This window comes from Pseudomonas sp. HLG18 (assembly GCF_051903985.1).
Taxonomy (GTDB): domain Bacteria; phylum Pseudomonadota; class Gammaproteobacteria; order Pseudomonadales; family Pseudomonadaceae; genus Aquipseudomonas; species Aquipseudomonas fluorescens_BT.
Genome location: NZ_CP195831.1, coordinates 6,190,633 through 6,210,813 on the forward strand (window position 1 = coordinate 6,190,633; position 20,181 = coordinate 6,210,813).

Annotated in this window: 22 protein-coding genes; 15 read left to right on the forward strand and 7 right to left on the reverse strand. The window is 60.2% G+C overall.

The features are described 5' to 3' along the window. Positions 1-4 precede the first annotated feature (4 nt). Both ACSPX5_RS28270 and ACSPX5_RS28275 read right to left on the reverse strand, forming a co-directional pair. Positions 5-529, reverse strand: a complete 525-nt coding sequence (locus ACSPX5_RS28270) for a KdsC family phosphatase (protein ID WP_007953567.1) — start codon at positions 527-529, stop codon at positions 5-7. Further along, positions 530-1,504 carry a KpsF/GutQ family sugar-phosphate isomerase gene (locus ACSPX5_RS28275; protein ID WP_169428873.1) on the reverse strand — a complete coding sequence of 325 codons (975 nt, stop codon included), beginning with the start codon at positions 1,502-1,504 and terminating at the stop codon, positions 530-532. It abuts the gene before it with no gap. A 276-nt stretch (positions 1,505-1,780) separates the two neighbouring features. On the opposite strand from ACSPX5_RS28275, the gene ACSPX5_RS28280 reads away from it, so the two are divergent. The 10 genes from ACSPX5_RS28280 (at position 1,781) to hisC (ending at position 9,733) form a co-directional block, all read left to right on the forward strand. Continuing rightward, positions 1,781-2,593: an ATP-binding cassette domain-containing protein gene (locus tag ACSPX5_RS28280; RefSeq protein ID WP_169428874.1), complete on the forward strand. Its 813-nt coding sequence runs from the start codon at positions 1,781-1,783 to the stop codon at positions 2,591-2,593. Beyond that, a complete protein-coding gene (gene mlaE / locus ACSPX5_RS28285; protein WP_065260854.1) occupies positions 2,593-3,390 on the forward strand; it encodes a lipid asymmetry maintenance ABC transporter permease subunit MlaE in 798 nt (265 codons plus the stop codon). Before ACSPX5_RS28280 ends, mlaE begins: the two co-directional genes overlap by 1 nt. Beyond that, entirely contained in the window at positions 3,390-3,857 is a 468-nt protein-coding gene (gene mlaD, locus ACSPX5_RS28290; protein WP_169428876.1) for an outer membrane lipid asymmetry maintenance protein MlaD, read from the forward strand. Before mlaE ends, mlaD begins: the two co-directional genes overlap by 1 nt. Positions 3,858-3,868: 11 nt before the next feature. After that, positions 3,869-4,519, forward strand: a complete 651-nt coding sequence (locus ACSPX5_RS28295; RefSeq protein WP_169428877.1) for an MlaC/ttg2D family ABC transporter substrate-binding protein — start codon at positions 3,869-3,871, stop codon at positions 4,517-4,519. Continuing rightward, the gene (locus tag ACSPX5_RS28300; RefSeq protein ID WP_169428878.1) at positions 4,516-4,821 is read left to right on the forward strand and encodes an STAS domain-containing protein; all 306 of its coding nucleotides are present in this window, start codon (positions 4,516-4,518) and stop codon (positions 4,819-4,821) included. The genes ACSPX5_RS28295 and ACSPX5_RS28300 overlap by 4 nt, the downstream gene beginning before the upstream one ends. 115 nt (positions 4,822-4,936) lie before the next feature. Beyond that, a complete protein-coding gene (locus tag ACSPX5_RS28305) occupies positions 4,937-5,176 on the forward strand; it encodes a BolA family protein (protein WP_039769303.1) in 240 nt (79 codons plus the stop codon). 22 nt (positions 5,177-5,198) lie between these two features. Further along, complete coding sequence (murA, locus tag ACSPX5_RS28310; protein WP_169428880.1) at positions 5,199-6,464, forward strand: UDP-N-acetylglucosamine 1-carboxyvinyltransferase; 1,266 nt, start codon at positions 5,199-5,201, stop codon at positions 6,462-6,464. A gap of 127 nt (positions 6,465-6,591) precedes the next feature. Beyond that, positions 6,592-7,227 carry an ATP phosphoribosyltransferase gene (hisG, locus tag ACSPX5_RS28315; protein WP_085746934.1) on the forward strand — a complete coding sequence of 212 codons (636 nt, stop codon included), beginning with the start codon at positions 6,592-6,594 and terminating at the stop codon, positions 7,225-7,227. 125 nt (positions 7,228-7,352) lie between these two features. Next, entirely contained in the window at positions 7,353-8,678 is a 1,326-nt protein-coding gene (gene hisD, locus ACSPX5_RS28320; protein WP_169428881.1) for a histidinol dehydrogenase, read from the forward strand. A gap of 2 nt (positions 8,679-8,680) precedes the next feature. Further along, positions 8,681-9,733: a histidinol-phosphate transaminase gene (gene hisC, locus ACSPX5_RS28325; protein ID WP_439820689.1), complete on the forward strand. Its 1,053-nt coding sequence runs from the start codon at positions 8,681-8,683 to the stop codon at positions 9,731-9,733. 78 nt (positions 9,734-9,811) lie between these two features. Here the strand turns inward: hisC and ACSPX5_RS28330 are convergent, their stop codons facing one another. Together ACSPX5_RS28330 and algW are read right to left on the reverse strand one after the other, a co-directional pair. After that, a complete protein-coding gene (locus ACSPX5_RS28330; protein ID WP_323160019.1) occupies positions 9,812-10,255 on the reverse strand; it encodes a hypothetical protein in 444 nt (147 codons plus the stop codon). 243 nt (positions 10,256-10,498) lie between these two features. Beyond that, on the reverse strand, positions 10,499-11,656 hold the full coding sequence (algW, locus tag ACSPX5_RS28335) for a Do family serine endopeptidase AlgW (protein ID WP_169428884.1): 1,158 nt from the start codon (positions 11,654-11,656) through the stop codon (positions 10,499-10,501). Between the two features lie 103 nt (positions 11,657-11,759). On the opposite strand from algW, the gene ACSPX5_RS28340 reads away from it, so the two are divergent. The 3 genes from ACSPX5_RS28340 (at position 11,760) to cysN (ending at position 15,503) form a co-directional block, all read left to right on the forward strand. Continuing rightward, the gene (locus tag ACSPX5_RS28340) at positions 11,760-12,518 is read left to right on the forward strand and encodes a Nif3-like dinuclear metal center hexameric protein (protein WP_169428885.1); all 759 of its coding nucleotides are present in this window, start codon (positions 11,760-11,762) and stop codon (positions 12,516-12,518) included. Positions 12,519-12,677: 159 nt separating this feature from the next. Continuing rightward, positions 12,678-13,595: a sulfate adenylyltransferase subunit CysD gene (gene cysD / locus ACSPX5_RS28345; RefSeq protein ID WP_119426713.1), complete on the forward strand. Its 918-nt coding sequence runs from the start codon at positions 12,678-12,680 to the stop codon at positions 13,593-13,595. A 9-nt stretch (positions 13,596-13,604) separates the two neighbouring features. After that, complete coding sequence (gene cysN, locus ACSPX5_RS28350; protein ID WP_207865244.1) at positions 13,605-15,503, forward strand: sulfate adenylyltransferase subunit CysN; 1,899 nt, start codon at positions 13,605-13,607, stop codon at positions 15,501-15,503. 89 nt (positions 15,504-15,592) lie between these two features. Here cysN and ACSPX5_RS28355 read toward each other — a convergent pair whose 3' ends face one another. From ACSPX5_RS28355 to ACSPX5_RS28365, 3 genes are all read right to left on the reverse strand, one after another. Continuing rightward, positions 15,593-16,498, reverse strand: coding sequence for an acyltransferase (locus tag ACSPX5_RS28355; RefSeq protein WP_439820690.1), 906 nt, complete (start codon positions 16,496-16,498; stop codon positions 15,593-15,595). 4 nt (positions 16,499-16,502) lie between these two features. Then, positions 16,503-18,602, reverse strand: a complete 2,100-nt coding sequence (gene pta / locus ACSPX5_RS28360; protein ID WP_439820691.1) for a phosphate acetyltransferase — start codon at positions 18,600-18,602, stop codon at positions 16,503-16,505. Positions 18,603-18,663: 61 nt separating this feature from the next. Further along, the gene (locus tag ACSPX5_RS28365) at positions 18,664-18,990 is read right to left on the reverse strand and encodes a DUF3565 domain-containing protein (RefSeq protein WP_169428889.1); all 327 of its coding nucleotides are present in this window, start codon (positions 18,988-18,990) and stop codon (positions 18,664-18,666) included. On the opposite strand from ACSPX5_RS28365, the gene ACSPX5_RS28370 reads away from it, so the two are divergent. Next, positions 18,959-19,444 (forward strand): FKBP-type peptidyl-prolyl cis-trans isomerase, encoded by a 486-nt coding sequence (locus ACSPX5_RS28370; protein ID WP_169428890.1) that lies wholly within the window; start codon positions 18,959-18,961, stop codon positions 19,442-19,444. The two genes, ACSPX5_RS28365 and ACSPX5_RS28370, sit on opposite strands and share 32 nt — an antisense overlap. A 122-nt stretch (positions 19,445-19,566) precedes the next feature. Beyond that, positions 19,567-20,049 carry a glutathione peroxidase gene (locus ACSPX5_RS28375; protein ID WP_007959082.1) on the forward strand — a complete coding sequence of 161 codons (483 nt, stop codon included), beginning with the start codon at positions 19,567-19,569 and terminating at the stop codon, positions 20,047-20,049. Positions 20,050-20,181: the final 132 nt, after the last annotated feature.

The window sequence follows — 20,181 nt, forward strand, 5'->3', positions numbered from 1 at the left end:
TGACTCACAGGTACGCGTTGTTGGCGGCATCGAGGCTGCCCTGGGCGCGCAGGATCAGTTCGCAGAATTCGCGGGCGGCACCTTCGCCACCGCGGGCCTGAGTGACGCCGTGAGCGTGCTCGCGCACAAAGGCCGCGGCGTTGGCTACAGCCATGCCGAGTCCCACTCGACGGATCACCGGCAGGTCGGGCAAGTCGTCGCCGAGGTAAGCCACTTGTTCATAGCTTAGGCCCAGTTGCTCCAGAAGACCGTCGAGAACCACCAGTTTGTCTTCACGACCCTGAAACAGGTGCGGGATACCCAGGTTCTTTGCCCGACGCTCGACCACCGGAGTCTTGCGACCGCTGATAATGGCGGTCTGTACGCCGGCGTTCATCAACATCTTGATGCCCTGGCCATCGAGGGTATTGAACGTCTTGAATTCGCTACCGTCTTCAAGGAAGTACAGGCGCCCGTCGGTGAGAACACCGTCGACGTCGAAAACCGCCAGTTTGATGGCTTTGCCGCGTTGCAGCAGATCGTTGCTCATTTACATCACTCCTGCGCGCAGCAGGTCGGAGAGGTTGAAGGCGCCGATCGGGCGATCGTCCTCGTCCACGACGACAAGTGCGTTGATTCGATGGTCTTCCATGATTTTAAGGGCTTCGGCAGCGAGCATTTCGGCGCGGGCGGTCTTGCCATGTACGGTCATCACCTGGTCGATGGTCGCGCTGTGTACATCAATGCTGCGATCCAGCGTGCGGCGCAGGTCGCCGTCGGTGAAGATCCCGGCAAGCCTGCCGTCGGCTTCGAGAATGACGGTCATGCCCAGACCCTTGCGGGTCATTTCCATCAGGGCGTCCTTGAGCAGGGTGCCGCGCTGTACCTGCGGCAGCTCTTGACCTGCGTGCATGACGTTTTCCACTTTCAGCAGCAGGCGACGGCCGAGTGCGCCACCCGGGTGGGAAAAGGCGAAATCTTCGGCGGTGAAGCCGCGGGCTTCCAGCAACGCGACGGCCAGGGCATCGCCCATGACCAGGGCGGCAGTGGTCGAGGAGGTCGGCGCCAGGTTCAGCGGGCAGGCTTCGTGCTCGACGTGAACGTTGAGATTGACTTCTGCGGCTTTGGCCAGTGGCGATTGCGGGTTGCCGGTCACGCTGATCAGCTGGATGCCCAGCCGCTTGATCAGCGGCAGCAGGGTAACAATCTCGTTGGTGGAGCCGGAGTTCGACAGGGCCAGGATCACGTCATCACGGGTGATCATGCCCATGTCGCCGTGACTGGCTTCGGCCGGGTGCACGAAAAATGCCGGGGTGCCGGTGCTGGCCAGGGTCGCGGCAATCTTGTTGCCGATGTGCCCGGACTTGCCCATGCCGACCACGACTACACGGCCCTTGCTGGCCAGAATCATCTCGCAAGCGCGTACGAAATCGGCGTCGATATGGGGCAACAAGCCTTGTACGGCTTCCACTTCGAGGCGGATGGTGCGTTGTGCCGATTGAATCAGGTCGCTGGTTTGGCTCATGTCAGAAATCGTATAGCCCGATGAAAAGGCGGCGATTATAGCGGTTATGTTGAAAAGCCTCACGCAAGTTCGTCGTGCTTTGTCATTCCTTGTTAACAAAAGCCTTCAGTTAAACGCTTGCGGCCTGTCATATCGCTGAACGTGGCCGGGGAGAGGCCTTGGGCGCTTGCCCTTTGCAGTGATATAGTTCGCCGCCAGTTCGGCCTGCCCGGGATGTAAGGGCTTTCTCCAGAAAGCCAGGCGTCCGAGTGAGAGGCTGCATCGCAAGGAGTTTAGATGAGTGCCGATAACGCCTACGCGGTCGAGCTGAAGGGAGTCTCCTTCAAGCGCGGTGCGCGGAGCATTTTCAATAACGTCGATATCCGCATCCCGCGCGGCAAGGTCACCGGAATCATGGGGCCTTCCGGGTGTGGCAAGACTACGCTGCTGCGCCTGATGGGGGCCCAGTTGCGTCCATCGAAGGGCGAGGTCTGGGTCAATGGCCAGAACCTGCCTGCGCTGTCGCGCAGCGATCTGTTCGACGCGCGCAAGCACATGGGCGTGCTGTTTCAGAGCGGCGCCCTGTTCACTGATCTCGACGTGTTCGAGAACGTCGCCTTTCCCCTGCGCGTTCATACCGAGTTGCCGGAAGAAATGATCCGCGACATCGTCCTGCTGAAATTGCAGGCCGTGGGTCTGCGGGGGGCCATCGAGCTGATGCCCGATGAGCTGTCCGGCGGCATGAAGCGTCGCGTGGCTCTGGCTCGGGCGATTGCACTTGATCCGCAGATTCTCATGTACGACGAACCGTTCGTCGGCCAGGACCCGATCGCCATGGGCGTTCTGGTGCGCCTGATCCGCCTGCTCAACGATGCATTGGGGATCACCAGTATCGTGGTTTCCCACGATCTCGCCGAAACCGCGAGCATTGCCGATTACATTTATGTCGTGGGCGATGGTCAGGTGCTGGGGCAGGGCACGCCGGATGAGCTGATGAACTCGGACGAGCCGCGAATCCGTCAATTCATGACCGGTGATCCCGACGGTCCGGTGCCATATCATTTTCCAGCGACGGATTACCGCGCAGATCTTCTGGGGAAGCGCCGCTGATGCGCAGAATTACATTAATGGAGCGTGTGCGTCGGTTTGGCCAGGCGGGGATCGACACCGTCGCGGTATTCGGGCGTTCGACCCTGTTCCTGTTTCATGCCTTGCTCGGTCGAGGCGGCATCGGTGGCAGCTTTGGCCTGCTGGTCAAGCAACTGCATTCGGTCGGTGTGATGTCGCTGGTGATCATTGTGGTCTCCGGGATTTTCATCGGCATGGTGCTGGCGCTGCAGGGGTTCAACATCCTGTCGAGCTATGGCTCGGAGCAGGCGGTGGGGCAGATGGTTGCCTTGACCCTGCTGCGTGAGCTGGGACCGGTGGTGACGGCGCTGCTGTTCGCCGGTCGTGCCGGTTCGGCACTGACGGCGGAAATCGGCAACATGAAGTCCACCGAGCAGTTGTCCAGCCTGGAAATGATCGGTGTCGATCCACTCAAGTACATCATTGCTCCGCGCCTGTGGGCCGGTTTCATTTCCCTGCCGGTGCTGGCGATGATCTTCAGCGTGGTCGGCATCTGGGGCGGTTCCTGGGTCGCGGTCGACTGGCTGGGCGTCTATGAAGGCTCCTACTGGGCGAACATGCAGAACAGCGTGAACTTCTCCAGCGATGTGCTCAATGGCGTGATCAAAAGTATCGTATTCGCCTTTGTCGTGACCTGGATCGCCGTATTCCAAGGCTACGACTGTGAACCCACTTCCGAGGGAATCAGTCGTGCCACCACCAAGACCGTAGTGTTTGCCTCGCTGGCAGTGCTGGGCCTGGACTTTATTCTGACCGCTTTGATGTTTGGAGATTTCTGATGCAAAACCGCACCCTGGAAATCGGTGTCGGCCTGTTCCTGCTGGCAGGGATCCTGGCCTTGTTGCTGCTTGCCCTGCGGGTCAGTGGCCTGTCTCCGACTTCGACCACCGATACCTACAAGCTATATGCCTACTTCGACAATATCGCCGGTTTGACGGTCAGAGCCAAAGTGACCATGGCCGGTGTGACCATCGGCAAGGTCACGGCGATCGATCTGGACCGCGACAGCTTCACCGGCCGCGTTACTCTGTTGGTAGACAAGAAGGTCGACAACCTGCCGACCGACTCCACAGCGTCTATCCTGACCGCTGGCCTGTTGGGCGAGAAGTACATCGGTATCAGCGTGGGCGGGGAAGACACCCGGCTCAAGGATGGTGGAACCATTCACGACACCCAGTCGTCACTGGTACTGGAAGACCTGATCGGTAAATTCCTGCTCAATACCGTTAGCAAAGACGCCAAATGAGGAGCTTTTGAATGATCTCTACCTTGCGACGTGGCCTGTTGGTGTTGCTCGCGACACTGCCATTGCTGGCGAACGCTGCGCCCGGGCAGTCGGCGCACGATCTGGTTCAGGACACTACCAACCGGATGCTCGCCGATCTGTCGGCCAATAAAGAGAAGTACAAGCAGGATCCGCAGGATTTCTACACCGCGCTGAACAACATCGTGGGTCCGGTGGTGGATGCCGAAGGCATTTCCAAAAGCATCATGACGGTCAAGTACTCGCGCAAGGCCACGCCGGCGCAGATGCAGACCTTCCAGGAAAACTTCAAGCGTGGCCTGTTCCAGTTCTATGGCAACGCCTTGCTGGAATACAACAACCAGGGCATCACCGTCGATGCGCCGAAGGATGAGTCGGGCGATCGCACCAGCGTCGGCATGACCGTCAAGGGCAACAACGGCGCGATCTATCCGGTTCAGTACACGCTGGAGAAGATCAACGGCGAGTGGAAGCTGCGTAACGTGATCATCAACGGCATCAACATCGGCAAGCTGTTCCGTGACCAGTTCGCCGACGCGATGCAGCGCAACGGCAACGACCTGGACAAGACCATCAACGGCTGGGCCGGCGAAGTGGCCAAGGCCAAGCAGACCGCCGAGAAACAAGAGAAGCCAGCCCAATGACCGAGTCGGCCGTTCGTCTGGACGAAGCCAGTGTGCTGCAGCTCACTGGCGTGCTGGATTACCGCACCGGGCCCGGTCTTCGGGAGCAGGGGCGGGCGCTGATCAAGTCGTGCAATGCTCCGGCATTGGTCATCGACTGCTCGGCGGTGGAGAAGTCCAGCAGTGTCGGTCTGTCGTTGCTGCTGTGCTTCATTCGCGACGCGAAAGCTGCCGGCAAGGCCGTCAGCATCCGCGAGATGCCGGAAGACATGCGCGAAATCGCTCAGGTCAGCGAGCTGACCGAGCTGTTGGCGCAACCCTGAACCCGCATCTACAGGGAAGCCCCCCGTCAGAGTCCTGCGCAGCGGGGTTCGCAGGCGCGGGGCTTTTTTGTATGATGTCCGACCCGTGCGCACAGGGCGCCGATTGAGGTTGAGCATGCAGGCCGTAGAAGTGAAGAGCTTCCTTGAAGGAAAGCTGCCAGGAACGCTGGTGGAAGTTGAAGGCGAAGGCTGCAACTTTCAGCTGAACGTGATTAGTGATGAACTGGCGGCGTTGAGCCCGGTCAAGCGTCAGCAAAGCATCTATGCCCATTTGAACCCATGGATCGCCGATGGCAGCATCCACGCGGTCACTATGAAATTTTTCAGCAGCGCGGCCTGGGCCGAGCGCACCTGAGCCCTAGGGCGTCGAGATTCTTATGGATAAATTGATTATTACCGGTGGCGCTCGTCTTGATGGCGAGATCCGCATCTCCGGGGCGAAGAACTCCGCCCTGCCGATCCTGGCTGCCACTCTGCTGTGCGATGGCCCGGTGACTGTTGGCAACCTGCCGCACCTGCACGACATCACCACCATGATCGAGCTGTTCGGTCGCATGGGCATCGAGCCTGTGATCGACGAAAAGCTCAGCGTCGAAATCGACCCACGCACCATCAAGACCCTGATCGCCCCGTACGAGCTGGTGAAAACCATGCGTGCCTCGATCCTGGTGCTGGGCCCGATGGTCGCGCGCTTCGGTGAAGCCGAAGTCGCCCTGCCTGGCGGTTGCGCCATCGGCTCGCGTCCGGTCGACCTGCACATCCGCGGCCTGGAGGCCATGGGTGCGATCATCGACGTCGAAGGCGGCTACATCAAGGCCAAGGCGCCTGAAGGTGGCTTGCGCGGTGCGCACTTCTTCTTCGATACCGTCAGCGTGACCGGTACCGAAAACATCATGATGGCCGCTGCTCTGGCCAAGGGTCGCAGCGTGCTGCAAAACGCCGCCCGCGAACCTGAAGTGGTCGACCTGGCGAACTTCCTGAACGCCATGGGTGCCAAGGTATCCGGCGCCGGCACCGACACCATCACCATCGATGGCGTTGAGCGTCTGGGTTCGGCCTTCTATAAGGTCATGCCTGACCGTATCGAAACCGGCACCTACCTGGTGGCCGCCGCGGTCACCGGCGGTCGTGTGAAGGTCAAGGACACCGATCCGACCATCCTCGAAGCCGTTCTGGAAAAGCTCCGTGAAGCCGGTGCAGAAATCACTACCGGTGAAGACTGGATCGAGCTGAACATGCACGGCAAGCGCCCGAAAGCGGTCAATGTGCGCACCGCCCCGTACCCGGCGTTCCCCACCGACATGCAGGCGCAGTTCATCTCGCTCAACGCCATTGCCGAAGGCACGGGTGCCGTGATCGAGACGATCTTCGAAAACCGTTTCATGCACGTGTACGAACTGCACCGCATGGGCGCCAAGATCCAGGTCGAAGGCAACACGGCCATCGTGACCGGCACTGAAATCCTCAAGGGCGCGCCAGTGATGGCAACCGACCTGCGGGCTTCTGCCAGTCTGGTAATCTCGGCCCTGATGGCCGAAGGCGATACCCTGATCGACCGCATCTACCACATCGACCGTGGTTACGAGTGCATCGAGGAAAAACTGCAGATGCTGGGCGCCAAGATCCGTCGCGTTCCGGGCTAGTCGCTGCATCGGGACACAGGGAAGTGTCCGTTGAATTCGTTTTGATCGGGGGTGGTGACGCCCTCGAAGTATGTTCGGCGCCGATTGCGACCGGGCATGAGTACCTTGATAAGGACTGACGTTTCCCATGTTGACCATCGCACTGTCCAAGGGCCGCATCCTTGACGACACCCTGCCGCTTCTCGCCGAAGCGGGCATCGTGCCGACCGAGAATCCGGACAAGAGCCGCAAGCTGATCATCCCCACGACCCAGGAAGACGTACGCCTGTTGATCGTGCGTGCCACCGACGTGCCGACTTATGTCGAGCATGGCGCGGCCGACCTCGGCGTTGCCGGTAAAGATGTGTTGATGGAATACAGCGGTCAGGGCCTGTACGAGCCGCTGGATCTGCAGATCGCCCAGTGCAAGCTGATGACCGCCGGCAAGGTCGGCGCGGTCGAGCCCAAGGGTCGCCTGCGCGTGGCCACCAAGTTCGTCAACGTTGCCAAGCGTTACTACGCCGAGCAGGGTCGTCAGGTCGACATCATCAAGCTCTATGGCTCGATGGAACTGGCGCCGCTGATCGGTCTGGCCGACAAGATCATCGACGTGGTCGACACCGGCAACACCCTGCGTGCCAATGGCCTGGAACCTCAGGAACTGATCGCCACGATCAGCTCGCGTCTGGTGGTCAATAAAGCTTCGATGAAAATGCAACACGCCCGAATCCAGGCGTTGATCGACACCCTGCGCAAGGCAGTGGAGTCTCGACACCGCGGCTGATGTACCTGCGCGACCTTGAGTCGCGCCCGTCTATCCGCCTCATAGCCAGAATCTCAGGTGCCCAAGCGGAAACGACTGCTAAGTTAGGGCGCCTGAGTTTTTGCCATTCCTATGAGGCTCTCGCTATGACCGCACCGACTGCAATTCGCCGACTCAACGCTGCTGACCCGGATTTCGCGCATCATCTGGATCATCTGCTGAGCTGGGAAAGTGTGTCTGACGACTCGGTCAATCAGCGGGTGCTGGACATCATCAAGGCTGTGCGCGAGCGCGGTGACGCGGCGCTGGTCGAGTTCACCCAGAAATTCGACGGCCTCGAAGTCGCCTCCATGGCAGACCTGATCCTGCCGCGCGAGCGTCTGGAACTGGCCCTGACCCGCATCACCGTGCCGCAACGCGAAGCGCTGGAAAAAGCCGCCGCCCGGGTGCGCAGCTACCACGAAAAACAGAAGCAGGATTCCTGGAGCTACACCGAAGCCGACGGCACGGTGCTGGGCCAGAAAGTCACGCCGCTGGATCGCGCCGGCCTGTACGTGCCGGGCGGCAAGGCGTCGTACCCGTCGTCGGTACTGATGAACGCGATTCCGGCCAAGGTTGCCGGCGTGACCGAAGTGGTGATGGTGGTGCCGACGCCGCGTGGCGAGGTCAACGAACTGGTGCTGGCGGCGGCGTGCATTGCCGGCGTCGACCGGGTGTTCACCATCGGTGGAGCGCAAGCCGTTGCCGCATTGGCCTATGGCACTGAAAGCGTGCCGCAGGTGGACAAGGTCGTCGGCCCGGGCAACATCTATGTCGCCACGGCCAAGCGTCACGTGTTCGGTCAGGTCGGCATCGATATGATCGCCGGCCCGTCGGAAATCCTCGTGGTGTGCGACGGCCAGACCGATCCGGACTGGATCGCCATGGACCTGTTCTCCCAGGCCGAGCACGACGAAGACGCCCAGGCGATCCTGGTCAGCCCGGACGCCGGGTTTCTCGACAAGGTCGCCGCGAGCATCGACAAGCTGCTGCCAACCATGGATCGCGCCACCATCATTGAAACCTCGATCAATGGTCGCGGTGCCTTGATCCACGTGCGTGACATGGCCCAGGCCATCGAAGTCGCCAACCGCATTGCCCCGGAACACCTGGAGCTGTCGGTCGCCGACCCGCAGGCCTGGCTGCCGCAGATCCGCCACGCCGGCGCGATCTTCATGGGCCGCCACACTTCCGAAGCACTGGGCGACTACTGCGCCGGCCCGAACCACGTATTGCCGACCTCCGGCACCGCGCGTTTCTCTTCGCCGCTGGGTGTGTATGACTTCCAGAAACGCTCGTCGATCATCTTCTGCTCCGAGGCCGGTGCTTCGGAACTTGGCAAGACCGCATCGATCCTGGCCCGTGGCGAATCGCTGAGCGCCCACGCTCGCAGCGCCGAGTACCGCATCAAAGACGAAGTGAAGGGGAACTGAACATGAGTAAATTCTGGAGCCCGTTCGTCAAGGATCTGGTGCCTTATGTACCGGGCGAGCAGCCGAAGCTGACCCGTCTGGTCAAACTCAACACCAACGAAAACCCGTACGGCCCGTCGCCAAAAGCCCTGGCGGCAATGCAGGCCGAACTCAACGACAACCTGCGTCTGTACCCGGATCCGAACAGCGACCTGCTGAAAAACGCCGTCGCCAACTACTACGGTGTGCAGAGTAATCAGGTGTTCCTCGGCAACGGTTCGGACGAAGTGCTGGCGCACATCTTCCACGGCCTGCTGCAACACGATCGGCCGGTGCTGTTCCCAGACATCAGCTACAGCTTCTATCCGGTTTACTGCGGTCTCTACGGCATCAAGTTCGACGCGGTGCCGCTGGACGCGCAGTTCCGGATCAATCCGGCGGACTACGCCAATCCGAACGGCGGGATCATCTTCCCCAACCCGAACGCACCGACCGGTTGCCTGTTGGCGCTGGAAGCGGTCGAGCAGATTCTCAAGGCCAGCCCGGATTCGGTAGTGGTGGTCGACGAGGCCTACATCGACTTCGGCGGCGAAACCGCGATCAGCCTGGTGGACCGTTATCCAAACCTGCTGGTCACCCAGACCCTGTCCAAATCCCGTTCGCTGGCGGGCCTGCGGGTGGGGCTGGCGGTCGGCCATCCGGACCTGATCGAGGCACTGGAGCGGGTCAAGAACAGCTTCAACTCTTATCCGCTAGATCGCATGGCGAATGTCGGCGCGGCGGCAGCATTCGAGGATCGCGAATACTTCGACAAGACCTGCGCATTGGTCATCGAGAGCCGTGAGTGGGTGGTTGCGCAGTTGCAGGCCAAGGGCTTTGAAGTGCTGCCGTCAGCGGCAAACTTCATCTTCGCCCGGCATCCGCAGCATGATGCGGCGGGGCTGGCAGCCAAACTGCGTGAACAGGGCGTGATAGTGCGCCACTTCAAACAGGAACGGATTGCACAGTTCCTGCGGATCTCGATCGGTACGCCGGAGCAGAATCAGGCGTTGATTGAGGGACTCGGCGATTTGTGATTGTTGAATAAGCACAGTTCCCGCTTTGTCGGCGGGGACTGTGCGGTTCAGCGGTCATAGCTCTGTTCTTGAACAGACTTATTCGAGACGTTTTTGGGCTTTGAATGTAATTTTTGCAACATCGCCGCTCTCGAAAATCATTTCAATGGTTGCGTCAATACTTCTGTAACCAGTTGAGAATGTTCCGGTGGTCGAGCCGGTTCTAGGATAGTGCAGTTTATTGTCGTACTTTAAAGCCCAGCCAAAGTGATGGTGTGTAACGCCGAGTTCGTAAAACTGTTGAAAGTTATATTTTGTGTTAGCAAGCAGGCTAATGACAAAGATATCATTGTCTGTCCCACCCCCGGTTGAGCCGTCATCCGGTTTTATGTAGTTTGCGGTTATCAAGCCGTTATTGAAGAAAACAATTTTCGACGTAAGCCTTTTACCCTGCCATTCGATATTGGCCTCTCCAATGTCGAAGCTTGGTTCATCCTTGCTGTCTGGCAGGTTTTTGAAATCGTACTGTTGTTGAGTTGTCATGATTCTTCCTTTCAAAAAACGAAGTTTGATGGGATCAAACTCAACGCTCTGTGGCCGAGTTGCGGAAGCTCAACATTAATAGACAGACGAACTGAACTCACCTGTCATATCTGACAGGTGAGGTAGATTGATTGGTTTGTAGAGTTATCGCGAACACACGTAAATGGGCATTCAGACATGTTGCATGTCTGGGGGAGGGAGCGGGGCGAACGCCTCCGCTCTTACAGTCAGTTGTGGCGACGCTTACTCTTCTTTTTCCTGAACCGGCGCCGGCGGCGGACGCAGACCGATCTCGGCGGTCAGCTTCAACTCCTTGCCGTTGCGCATCACCTGAATCGTGACCTTGTCAGTCGGCTTGATCCGCGCCACCTGGTTCATGGATTTGCGGCCATCACCGGCCGGTTCGCCGTCGATGCTGAGGATCACGTCACCCAGTTGCAGGCCGGCCTTCTGTGCCGGGCCGTCGCGGAAAATCCCCGCCACCACGATCCCCGGACGCCCGGACAGACCAAACGACTCCGCCAGCTCCTGAGTCAGCGGTTGTACTTCGATGCCCAGCCAGCCGCGAATGACCTGACCGTGCTCGATGATCGACTTCATCACTTCCATCGCCAGCTTCACCGGGATCGCGAAGCCGATGCCTTGCGAGCCGCCGGACTTGGAGAAGATCGCGGTGTTGATGCCGGTGAGATTGCCGTTGGCGTCGACCAGCGCGCCGCCGGAGTTGCCCGGGTTGATCGCCGCGTCGGTCTGGATGAAGTCTTCATAGTTGTTCAGGCCCAGCTGGTTGCGGCCGGTAGCGCTGATGATGCCCATGGTCACGGTCTGGCCGACGCCGAACGGGTTGCCGATGGCCAGTGCGACGTCGCCGATGCGGATGTTGTCAGAGCGCCCGACGGTGATCGCCGGTAGGTTTTTCAGGTCGATCTTCAGCACCGCCAGGTCGGTTTCCGGGTCGCTGCCGATCACGCGGGCCAGGGTTTCACGGCCATCCTTGAGTGCCACAACGATCTGGTCGGCACCGGTGGTGACGTGGTTGTTGGTCAGGATGTAGCCTTCGGGGCTCATGATCACGCCGGAACCGAGGCTCGACTCCATGCGTTTCTGCTTCGGCGAGTTGTCCCCGAAGAAGCGGCGGAACTGCGGGTCCTCGAACAGCGGATGGCTCGGTTTGTTGATGACTTTGGTGGTGTAGAGATTGACCACCGATGGCGCGGCGATGACCACCGCGTCGGCATAGGACACTGGCCCCTGCTGTGTGCTGGTGGTCTGCGGGGCCTGTTGCAGGTTGACGTCGAGGCTCGGAAGCCCGACCCACTGCGGGTAACGCTGAATTATCAACAGAGCGATAAGCACACCGGCCAACAGCGGCCAGCCGAAAAAACGCAGCGCCTTGAGCATTAAGCACGTCCTGGAAAAGTTGCAGGCGGGGTCAGACCGCCCATAATGTCGCGCATTATACGAGGCCGCGCGCGCCTCTGAACGGGATTTTCAGGAGTCTTTCATGGCCGTTGCCCTCAGTACCCTGGTCGAAGAAGCCGACCGCTACCTCGGCAGTGCAAAAATTGCCGATTATTGCCCCAACGGCCTGCAGGTCGAAGGCCGTCCGCAGGTGATGCGCATCGTCAGCGGCGTCACCGCCAGCCAGGCATTGCTCGATGCCGCCGTCGAAGCCGAGGCGGATCTGGTGCTGGTGCATCACGGCTATTTCTGGAAGGGCGAGAACCCGTGCATCACCGGCATGAAGCAGCGGCGCCTGAAGACCCTGCTCAAACACGACATCAGTCTGCTGGCCTATCACCTGCCGCTGGATCTGCACCCGGACGTCGGCAACAACGTGCAACTCGCCCGTCAGCTCGACATCACCGTCGAGGGGCCGCTGGATCCGGACAATCTGAAGATCGTCGGCCTGGTCGGTTCGCTGGACGAGCCGGTGACCGCCCGGGATTTCGCCCGCCGGGTACAGGAACGCATGGGCCGTGAACCCCTTCTGGTCGAAGGCAGCGCGATGATACGTCGGGTCGGCTGGTGTACCGGCGGCGGGCAGGGCTACATCGACAATGCCATCGCGGCCGGCGTCGATCTGTTTCTCAGTGGTGAAGCTTCCGAGCAGACTTTCCACAGCGCCCGGGAAAACGGCATCAGCTTCATTGCCGCCGGCCACCATGCCACGGAGCGTTACGGCGTGCAGGCGCTGGGCGATTATCTGGCGAAGCGATTCGCGCTCGAACATATCTTCATCGACTGCCCCAACCCGATCTGAGTCGGCCCGGGTTCCTTGGGGGAGCGGCCAAACGCACGAGCATATTCATATGCTCTTTCGTTCTAGTTCGCGCCCTGATTAGAAGAGGGACGCTGTGCTAGGATTCCCCGCTCGAACACGGCCCGCTGGCCGTTCATAAGAAAGCTTTCGTGAGTAGCCATGGTCGACAAACTGACGCATCTGAAACAGCTGGAGGCGGAAAGCATCCACATCATCCGCGAGGTGGCCGCCGAGTTTGACAACCCGGTGATGCTGTACTCCATCGGTAAAGACTCCGCCGTGATGCTGCATCTGGCACGCAAGGCGTTCTTCCCGGGCAAACTGCCGTTTCCGGTGATGCACGTCGACACCCGCTGGAAATTCCAGGAGATGTACAAGTTCCGCGACAAGATGGTCGAAGAGCTGGGCCTGGACCTGATCACCCACGTCAACCCGGATGGCGTTGCGCAGGGCATCAACCCGTTCACCCACGGCAGCGCCAAACACACCGACATCATGAAGACCGAGGGCCTGAAGCAGGCACTCGACAAGTATGGTTTCGACGCCGCGTTCGGCGGTGCCCGTCGCGATGAAGAGAAGTCCCGCGCCAAGGAGCGCGTCTACTCGTTCCGCGACAGCAAGCACCGCTGGGATCCGAAGAACCAGCGTCCGGAGCTGTGGAACGTCTACAACGGCAAGGTCAACAAGGGCGAATCCATCCGCGTGTTCCCGCTGTCGAACTGGACCGAGCTGGACATCTGGCAGTACATCTACCTCGAAGGCATCCCGATCGTACCGCTGTACTTCGCCGCCGAACGCGAAGTGATCGAGAAGAACGGCACGCTGATCATGATCGACGACGAGCGCATCCTCGAGCACCTGTCCGACGAGGACAAGGCGCGCATCGTCAAAAAGAAAGTGCGTTTCCGTACCCTTGGCTGCTACCCGTTGACGGGCGCGGTGGAGTCCGAGGCCGAAAGCCTGACGGACATCATTCAGGAAATGCTCCTGACGCGAACTTCCGAGCGCCAGGGCCGTGTCATCGACCACGATGGCGCAGGCTCGATGGAAGACAAGAAACGTCAAGGCTATTTCTAAGGGGCTGTCATGTCGCACGCATCTGATTTGATCAGCGAGGACATCCTCGCCTACCTGGGCCAGCACGAACGTAAAGAGCTGCTGCGCTTTTTGACCTGCGGTAACGTCGACGACGGCAAGAGCACCTTGATCGGGCGCCTGCTGCACGACTCGAAGATGATCTACGAAGATCACCTCGAAGCGATTACCCGTGACTCGAAGAAAGTCGGCACCACCGGTGACGACATCGACCTGGCGTTGCTGGTCGACGGCCTGCAGGCCGAGCGTGAGCAGGGCATCACCATTGATGTCGCCTACCGCTATTTCTCCACCGCCAAGCGCAAATTCATCATCGCCGACACCCCAGGCCATGAGCAGTACACCCGCAACATGGCCACCGGTGCGTCCACCTGTGACCTGGCGATCATTCTGGTCGACGCCCGCTACGGCGTGCAGACCCAGACCCGTCGCCACAGCTTCATCGCCTCGTTGCTGGGCATCAAGCACATCGTTGTCGCCATCAACAAGATGGACCTCAAAGGCTTCGACCAGGGCGTGTTCGAGTCGATCAAGGCCGACTACCTGAAGTTCGCCGAAGGCTTGAAGATGAAGCCGACCAGCATGCACTTCGTGCCGATGTCCGCTCTCAAGGGCGACAACGTGGTGAACAAGTCCGAGCGCTCGCCGTGGTACACCGGCCAGTCGCTGATGGAAATCCTCGAGACCGTGGAAGTGGCGGGCGACCGCAACTTCACCGATCTGCGTTTCCCGGTGCAGTACGTCAACCGCCCGAACCTGAACTTCCGTGGTTTCGCCGGCACCCTGGCCAGCGGCATCGTGCACAAGGGTGACGAAGTCGTGGTCTTGCCGTCGGGCAAGAGCAGCCGCGTGAAATCCATCGTTACCTTCGAAGGTGAGCTGGAGCATGCAGGCCCGGGTCAGGCCGTGACACTGACCATGGAAGACGAAATCGACATCTCCCGTGGCGACCTGCTGGTGCATGCCGACAACGTGCCACCGGTCACTGACAGCTTCGAAGCGATGCTGGTGTGGATGGCTGAAGAGCCGATGCTGCCGGGCAAGAAGTACGACATCAAACGTGCCACCAGTTACGTGCCGGGCTCCATCGCCAGCATCGTCAACAAGGTCGACGTCAACACCCTCGAAGAAGGCCCGGCGAGTGCGTTGCAGCTCAACGAAATCGGCAAGGTCAAGATCGCGCTCGACGCACCGATCGCCCTCGACGGTTACGACAGCAACCGCACCACTGGCGCGTTCATCGTCATCGACCGTTTGACCAACGGCACCGTCGGCGCCGGCATGATCGTCGCCCAGCCGGTGACCCATGGCGCTGCCACGCACCACGGCAAACTGGCCCATGTAGCGACCGAAGAACGCGCCCAGCGTTTCGGCCAGCAGCCGGCCACCGTGCTGTTCAGCGGTCTGTCGGGCGCGGGCAAGAGCACGCTGGCCTATGCGGTCGAGCGCAAACTGTTCGACATGGGCCGTGCAGTGTTCGTGCTGGATGGTCAAAATCTGCGTCATGACCTGAATAAAGGCCTGCCACAGGATCGCGCAGGTCGCACCGAGAACTGGAGCCGTGCGGCGCACGTTGCCCGTCAGTTCAACGAAGCCGGTCTGCTGACGCTGGCAGCATTCGTGGCGCCGAGTGCGGAAGGTCGCGAGAAGGCCAGGGATCTGATCGGCAAGGAACGTCTGCTGACGGTCTACGTCCAGGCTTCGCCGGCCGTGTGTGCCGAACGTGATCCGCAGGGGCTGTATGCTGCCGGTGGCGACAACATCCCGGGCGAATCCTTCCCGTATGACGTGCCGCTGGATGCTGATCTGGTGATCGACACCCAATCGTTGTCGCTGGATGAAAGCGTCAAGCAAGTGCTGGATCTGCTGCGCAAGCGTGGCGCGATCTAAGCGTCAACTGCAAAAAGAAACCCGCAGACAAGCGATTGTCTGCGGGTTTTTTTATTGTTCGTTCCCACGCTCTGCGTGGAAATGATCAGTTAGCGGCGATCCGGATATTCGCGGTGCATCTGTGCAAGCAGCGCATCCTTGTCTTGCCACAGCTGATTGATCCAGCCCTGGAATTGCAGGCGGTATTCGCCGTCCTGGTCGTAGTTCTTGCCGATGAACTGTGGCGGGATATTCAATTCTTCAAAATGCACAACCACGTCCCGCACGTTGCCGCACAGAAGATCCCAGAAACCTGGACGTCCACCCGGATAGTGGATGGTCACGTTGACGATCGACTCCAGTTGTTCACCCATGGCATCGAGCACGAACGCAATACCGCCTGCCTTGGGTTTGAGCAGGTATTTGAACGGTGATTGCTGCTGCGCGTGCTTGCCTTCGGTGAAGCGTGTGCCTTCGACAAAGTTGAAGATGCCTACCGGGTTGTCGCGGAATTTCGCACAGGTCTTGCGGGTGGTTTCCAGGTCTTTGCCTTTCTTTTCCGGGTGTTTTGCCAGATAGGCTTTTGAATAGCGTTTCATGAACGGAAAGCCCAGCGTCCACCACGCCAGACCGATCACCGGCACCCAGATCAGTTCCTGCTTGAGAAAGAACTTCAGCGGCTGGATGCGCCGGTTGAGCACGTATTGCAATACCAGAATGTCGACCCAGCTTTGATGGTTACTGGTGATCAGGTACGAGTGCTGGTAGTCCAGACCTTGCAGGCCGCTGAGGTGCCAGCGGGTGCGGCGCACCAGGTTCATCCAGCCTTTGTTGTTGCTGATCCAGGCTTCGTGGGTGTGGCTCATCAGCCAGCGCGAAGCGCGGCGTGCGAGGTCGAACGGCAGCACTTTGATCAGCGCCACAAGAAACAGGAACGAGCACAGCAGGATCGTGTTCAGCGCCAACAGCAGCGCGGCGATCACGCCGCGCAGGGGGGCAGGGAGAAAAGCCAGCATCGGGTCAGATATCCAGAGGTCGGTTGGCAGCCTGAATCGCGGTCAGGGCAATGGTGTAGACGATGTCGTCGACCTGCGCGCCGCGCGGCAGATCGTTCACCGGTTTGCGCAGGCCTTGCAGCATCGGGCCGAGGCTGACGCAATCGGCGCTGCGTTGCACGGCTTTGTGGGTGGTGTTGCCGGTGTTCAGGTCGGGGAATACGAACACCGTGGCGCGACCGGCCACCTGGCTGTTCGGTGCCAGTTGCCGGGCTACGGTTTCGTTGGCGGCGGCGTCGTACTGCAACGGCCCGTCGATCAGCAGCGAGTGCTGTTGTTCGTGGGCGAGCAGGGTGGCTTCGCGGACTTTCTCGACTTCCTCGCCGGTGGCCGATTCGCCGCTGGAATAGCTGATCATTGCCACACGCGGGGTGATGCCGAATGCGGCGGCCGAGTCGGCGCTTTGCAGGGCGATCTCGGCCAGTTCGCTGGCGCTCGGGTGCGGGTTCATCACGCAGTCGCCGTAGACCAGCACTTCCTCCGGGAAGAGCATGAAGAACACCGACGACACCAGCGTGCAGCCTGGTGCGGTCTTGATCAGTTGCAGGGCCGGGCGAATGGTGTTGGCAGTGGTGTTGATGACGCCGGAAACCAGCCCGTCGACTTCATCGAGTGCCAGCATCATGGTGCCGATCACTACGGTGTCTTCCAGTTGCTGCTCGGCCATCGGCGCGTTGAGGCTTTTGCTCTTGCGCAGGGCGACCATCGGTTCGACGTAGCGCTCGCGGATCAGATCCGGATCGAGAATCTCCAGCCCCGGCGGCAGCGTGATGCCCTGGGCACGTGCGACAGCTTCGACGTCCGCCGGTTTGGCCAGCAGCACGCAACGGGCAATGCCGCGTTCCTGACAGATCGCCGCCGCCTGCACGGTGAACGGCTCACTGCCTTCGGGCAGGACGATGCGTTTGTTGGCGGCCTGCGCGCGTTGAATCAATTGATAGCGGAACACGGCTGGCGACAGGCGCATTTCCCGCGGCGTACCGCAGCGCTGATGCAGCCAGTTGGCATCCAGATGACTGGCGACGAAATCGGTGATGATTTCCGCCCGCTCGCGGTCATCGACGGGAATTTCCTTGTTCAGGCCGTTGAGCAGGTTGGCGGTGTCGTAGGAGCCGGTGCTCACCGACAGCACCGGCAAACCGGCCTGCAATGCGCCACGGCACAGGTCCATGATGCGCGGATCCGGTAGGGTGTCGCTGGTCAGCAGCAGGCCGGCCAGCGGTACGCCGTTGATGGCCGCGAGGCTGACGGCGAGGATGATGTCGTCGCGATCACCGGGGGTCACCACCAGCACGCCGGGCTTGAGCAGGTCCACGGTGTTGCGCATCGTGCGTGCGCAAATGATGGTCCTGGTCATGCGCCGGGTTTCGTAGTCGCCGGCGTTGAGCACCTGGGCGCCCATCAGGTCGGCGACGTCGCGGGTGCGCGGGGCGTTGAGTTCGGGCTGGAACGGAATGCAGCCGAGCAGACGGAAATCACCGCTGCGCAGCAACGGCGAATGTTCTTTCAGACGCGCGGCGAAGGCGTCCATGCTTTCGTCGGTCTTGACCTTGTTGAGGATCACGCCGAGGACTTTCGGGTCTTTCGGCCCGCCGAACAGTTGCGCCTGCAACTCGACGCGGCCGGACAGTTCGGTGAGCACTTCGTTTTCCGGCGCCGAGACCAGAATCACTTCGGCGTCCAGGCTCTTGGCCAGGTGCAGGTTGACCCGCGCGGCATAGCTGGCGCTGCGGGTCGGCACCATACCTTCGACGACCAGTACGTCCTTGCCGACGGCAGCCTGTTGGTAGAGAGCGATGATTTCTTCGAGCAACTCGTCGAGTTGTCCGTCGCCAAGCATCCGCTCGACATGGGCCAGGCCCAGTGGCTGCGGCGGTTTCAGGCCATGGGTGCGGGCCACCAGTTCGGTGGAGCGCTCAGGGCCGGTGTCGCCTGGATGGGGCTGGGCAATCGGTTTGAAGAAGCCGACTTTCAGCCCGGCCCGTTCCAGCGTACGCACCAGCCCGAGGCTGATGGAGGTCAGACCCACACCAAAATCGGTGGGCGCGATAAAAAAAGTTTGCATGCGGATTCTCTAAGGGTGCATGGCAAGGGCGTGGGCCTATGGCTGGCCTTCCACCGGTTTTTCAGGCGTCAAGGTTAGCGCTAACCGAGCCTTGAGCGCACCAACCGCAAGCAAAGGGTTGGCCTATTTTTTCAATACGTTGCGTTGCGTCCAGCACCCATGCCCGCGACTGCCAGGGTGGCTGGTGGCGCAGATGCTGGGTGTGGCCGCAGGAGAGCTCGGCCACCCAGTGACCGTCCTCGTCCTGATGGAAGCCTGTAATCGTCGAGTCCCGTTTGTCAGGGTTATGGTCGCTTTCGAGCGATTGCTTCGCTAAACTTGGCCTTTCTATATTCTTATGCAAAAGGTCTCGCCCCATGCTGATCGCCGCCAATAAGGCTGTCTCCATCGACTATACCCTGACCAACGACGCTGGTGAGGTCATCGACAGCTCCGCCGGCGGCGCTCCGCTGGTTTACCTGCATGGCGCAGGCAACATCATCCCGGGCCTGGAAAAAGCCCTGGAAGGCAAGGAAGTCGGCAACGATCTGGAAGTTTCCGTCGAGCCGGAAGATGCCTACGGCGAGTACTCGGCCGAACTGGTCAGCACCCTGAGCCGCAGCATGTTCGAAGGTGTCGACGAGCTGGAAGTCGGCATGCAGTTCCACGCTTCGGCGCCGGACGGTCAGATGCAGATCGTCACCATCCGTGATCTGGACGGCGACGACGTCACCGTCGACGGCAACCACCCGCTGGCCGGTCAGCGCCTGAACTTCAAAGTGAAGGTCGTTGCCATCCGTGACGCCAGCCAGGAAGAAGTCGCTCATGGTCACGTCCATGGCGAAGGTGGCCATCACCACTGATTTTCTGCGCTAAGCTCAGAGAACTGGAGAGGCGCCCGAGGGCGCCTTTTTAGTCCGCGGCTGTCCTTGGTGGTCTCGCCAAGTGGCTGTTTCGAGTAGAACACGGGAATCTGGAGTTCGTCATGAGTGCTTTTCACGACCTTAAGTTGACAGCCCTGGATGGTCAGGAGCTACCGCTGGCACCCTTCAAGGGCCAAGTCGTGCTGGTGGTCAACGTCGCCTCCAAATGCGGCTTGACCCCACAGTACGCGGCGCTGGAAAACCTCTATCAGCAATACAAGGGCAAAGGTTTCAGTGTGCTGGGCCTGCCGTGCAACCAGTTTGCCGGTCAGGAACCGGGCAGCGAGCAGGAGATTCAGGAATTCTGCAGCCTCAACTATGGCGTGAGTTTTCCGTTGTCGAAAAAGCTCGAAGTCAACGGTCACGATCGCCATCAGCTGTACCGGCTGCTGGCGGGCGAGGGGGCCGAATTTCCCGGTGACATCACCTGGAATTTCGAGAAATTCCTGCTCGGCAAGGACGGTCGCGTGCTGGCGCGCTTCTCGCCGCGCACGGCGCCGGATGATCCTTCGGTGATCACGGCGATCGAAAAAGCCCTGAGCTGAAACGCAAAAATCGCAGCCCTCGAGCTGCGATTTTTTTCGCCTGCCTTTTGACCCTTAATCATTCAGATCAATAGTGCTATCGATGGGTTGAAACTCCGCATATTATCGCCGTCATATGAATCGCATGCCCGT

What these genes read in the sequence shown, in the direction of transcription:
- ACSPX5_RS28280 (WP_169428874.1), top strand. Translation starts at nt 1,781, where the DNA reads ATGAGTGCCGATAACGCCTACGCGGTCGAGCTGAAGGGAGTCTCCTTC.
- ACSPX5_RS28365 (WP_169428889.1), bottom strand. Translation starts at nt 18,990, where the DNA reads ATGGAGACAGCCTTATTGGCGGCGATCAGCATGGGGCGAGACCTTTTG.
- ACSPX5_RS28355 (WP_439820690.1), bottom strand. Translation starts at nt 16,498, where the DNA reads ATGCTGGCTTTTCTCCCTGCCCCCCTGCGCGGCGTGATCGCCGCGCTG.
- cysN (WP_207865244.1), top strand. Translation starts at nt 13,605, where the DNA reads ATGTCGCACGCATCTGATTTGATCAGCGAGGACATCCTCGCCTACCTG.
- ACSPX5_RS28375 (WP_007959082.1), top strand. Translation starts at nt 19,567, where the DNA reads ATGAGTGCTTTTCACGACCTTAAGTTGACAGCCCTGGATGGTCAGGAG.
- ACSPX5_RS28295 (WP_169428877.1), top strand. Translation starts at nt 3,869, where the DNA reads ATGATCTCTACCTTGCGACGTGGCCTGTTGGTGTTGCTCGCGACACTG.
- hisC (WP_439820689.1), top strand. Translation starts at nt 8,681, where the DNA reads ATGAGTAAATTCTGGAGCCCGTTCGTCAAGGATCTGGTGCCTTATGTA.
- hisG (WP_085746934.1), top strand. Translation starts at nt 6,592, where the DNA reads ATGTTGACCATCGCACTGTCCAAGGGCCGCATCCTTGACGACACCCTG.
- algW (WP_169428884.1), bottom strand. Translation starts at nt 11,656, where the DNA reads ATGCTCAAGGCGCTGCGTTTTTTCGGCTGGCCGCTGTTGGCCGGTGTG.
- ACSPX5_RS28300 (WP_169428878.1), top strand. Translation starts at nt 4,516, where the DNA reads ATGACCGAGTCGGCCGTTCGTCTGGACGAAGCCAGTGTGCTGCAGCTC.
- ACSPX5_RS28275 (WP_169428873.1), bottom strand. Translation starts at nt 1,504, where the DNA reads ATGAGCCAAACCAGCGACCTGATTCAATCGGCACAACGCACCATCCGC.
- ACSPX5_RS28340 (WP_169428885.1), top strand. Translation starts at nt 11,760, where the DNA reads ATGGCCGTTGCCCTCAGTACCCTGGTCGAAGAAGCCGACCGCTACCTC.
- cysD (WP_119426713.1), top strand. Translation starts at nt 12,678, where the DNA reads ATGGTCGACAAACTGACGCATCTGAAACAGCTGGAGGCGGAAAGCATC.
- ACSPX5_RS28330 (WP_323160019.1), bottom strand. Translation starts at nt 10,255, where the DNA reads ATGACAACTCAACAACAGTACGATTTCAAAAACCTGCCAGACAGCAAG.
- mlaE (WP_065260854.1), top strand. Translation starts at nt 2,593, where the DNA reads ATGCGCAGAATTACATTAATGGAGCGTGTGCGTCGGTTTGGCCAGGCG.
- ACSPX5_RS28370 (WP_169428890.1), top strand. Translation starts at nt 18,959, where the DNA reads ATGCTGATCGCCGCCAATAAGGCTGTCTCCATCGACTATACCCTGACC.
- hisD (WP_169428881.1), top strand. Translation starts at nt 7,353, where the DNA reads ATGACCGCACCGACTGCAATTCGCCGACTCAACGCTGCTGACCCGGAT.
- pta (WP_439820691.1), bottom strand. Translation starts at nt 18,602, where the DNA reads ATGCAAACTTTTTTTATCGCGCCCACCGATTTTGGTGTGGGTCTGACC.
- ACSPX5_RS28270 (WP_007953567.1), bottom strand. Translation starts at nt 529, where the DNA reads ATGAGCAACGATCTGCTGCAACGCGGCAAAGCCATCAAACTGGCGGTT.
- murA (WP_169428880.1), top strand. Translation starts at nt 5,199, where the DNA reads ATGGATAAATTGATTATTACCGGTGGCGCTCGTCTTGATGGCGAGATC.
- ACSPX5_RS28305 (WP_039769303.1), top strand. Translation starts at nt 4,937, where the DNA reads ATGCAGGCCGTAGAAGTGAAGAGCTTCCTTGAAGGAAAGCTGCCAGGA.
- mlaD (WP_169428876.1), top strand. Translation starts at nt 3,390, where the DNA reads ATGCAAAACCGCACCCTGGAAATCGGTGTCGGCCTGTTCCTGCTGGCA.